At 68.3% G+C, this 1,909-nt stretch carries 2 protein-coding genes; both read left to right on the forward strand.

Annotated elements, in window-relative coordinates:
• The coding region (locus ABZ646_RS45920) for a cytochrome P450 (protein WP_360533553.1) at positions 1-1,224 on the forward strand (1,224 nt) is incomplete at its 5' end.
• A gap of 10 nt (positions 1,225-1,234) precedes the next feature.
• The coding region (locus ABZ646_RS45925; protein WP_360533556.1) for a UbiA family prenyltransferase at positions 1,235-1,909 on the forward strand (675 nt) is incomplete at its 3' end.

Here is a 1,909-nt window from a genome sequence, read left to right on the forward strand (position 1 = left end):
GGCAGGTCTTCGACATGGTGGTCCGAACCCCGATTCCGGCGGAGGCCGTCAGTGAGTACCCCAGCCCAATTGCCCCTTGAGCAGACGAACGTGCTGCACCTCGCGCCAGGGCTGCGCACGCTCCAGTCCCAGGGCGCGGTCCATCGCGTTCGTACCGCCGAGGGCGAGGAGGCGTGGCTGGTCACCGCTCATGCCTGGGTGCGGCAGTTGCTCGACGACGACCGGCTCGGCCGCTCGAATCCCGATCCGCAGGCAGCGGCGAAGGACAGCGGGTCGGCGCTTCTCTCCGGCCTGCTGGGCGACTTCGCCACCGACCACGCCCGGTTGCGTGCGCTGCTCGAGCCGCACTTCGCACCCGAGCGGATGCGGGCACTGCGGCCCTACGTCGAAAAACTGACCGGGCAGCTCCTGGACGGACTGGCCGGGCAGGAGCCACCGGTGGACCTGCGTCAGGCGTTGGCTCTGTCGCTGCCCATTCAGGTGATGTGCGAGTGGCTGGGCGTACCCCAGGAGGACAAGGACAAGTTCGGCGGCTGGACCCAGGACGCCGCCAACGTCGGGGACCCGGCGAGGTCCGAACAGGGGCTGGGCGAACTGTTCGGCTACTGCAGGCGACTTGTCGCCGACAAACGGCGGAATCCGGGCGATGACGTGATCTCCAGGATCTGCGCGACCGAGGGGATCGACGACAACGAGGTTCTCGGGCTGACGGCGTTGTTGCTGTTCGGCGGTTACGAGACGACGGTGGCCCGGCTCGGCACCTGCGTGTCGCTGTTGCTGGCCAACCCGGACCAGTGGCAGGCGCTGCTGGACGACCCGAGCCTCGTTCCCGGCGCGGTCGAGGAAACCCTGCGGATGTCGATGCCGAACCCGCACAACGGTGGTATCCCCCGTTATGCGCTGACGGACTTCGAGATCGACGGGGTCCTCGTGCGGACCGGTGAGTTGGTGCTGCTGAACATCATCGCGGCCAACCACGACGAGACGGCCTTCACCGACGCCGACCGGGTCGATGTCACGCGCGACACCACGGACAGCCTCGTGTTCGGACACGGCGCGTACCACTGCGTCGGCGCGACGCTGGCCCGCATGCAACTCCAGGTGGTGATCGGCCAACTCGTCGCGCGCTTCCCGGCCCTGCGTCTGGCCGTCGGTGTGGAAGAGCTGAGTCTGCGCCACAACACGCTGATCGGCGGGTTGGTCCACCTTCCGGTGACTTGGTGATCGGATCCTGATGCTGCACAAGATATCTACGGACGTCGTCTCGAAGAGCCCGAACCCGGTCCGGGCATACCTCCTGCTGATGCGGCTGGACAGGCCCACGGGGTACGTTCTCTACCTGCTTCCAGGGCTGTGGGCCGCCGTCCTCGCCTCCGGTCGAAGACCGGACCTCCTGGCGGTCGTGGTGCTCGCCGTCGCGGCGGTGCTGGTGCGCGGCGCGGCCTGCGCGGTCAACGACGCGGTGGACAGGGACGTCGACGCCCGAGTCGCCCGCACCGTGTCGCGCCCGGTCGCGTCGGGGACGATCAGCGTCGGGAACGCCCTCCTGTTCGCCGCCGCACAGGCCGCGGTCGCGCTGCTGGTCCTGGCGGTGGTGAACACGCAGACGGTTCTGGTCGCCGCCGCCTCGTACCCGTTGATCGTCGCGTACCCCTTCATGAAACGCGTCTTCTTCTGGCCCTCGGCGTTCCTGGCATTGGTCATGAGCGTCTACGTGCTGATCGGCTGGACGGCGGCGACCGGAAGCCTCCACTACCCGTCGGCGGTGTACGGCCTGTACGCCTGCGGTGCCTTCTGGACCCTGATCCACGACGCCGTCGGTATCACCGACCACGCCCAGAAGACGCTCGGTGACATCGTCTTCTTCGAGCTGCCCGAGGTCGGCAGGAAGGCCGAGGCCGGGCAGCCC

The organism is Streptomyces sp. NPDC007162 (assembly GCF_040634175.1).
Taxonomy (GTDB): Bacteria; Actinomycetota; Actinomycetes; order Streptomycetales; family Streptomycetaceae; genus Streptomyces.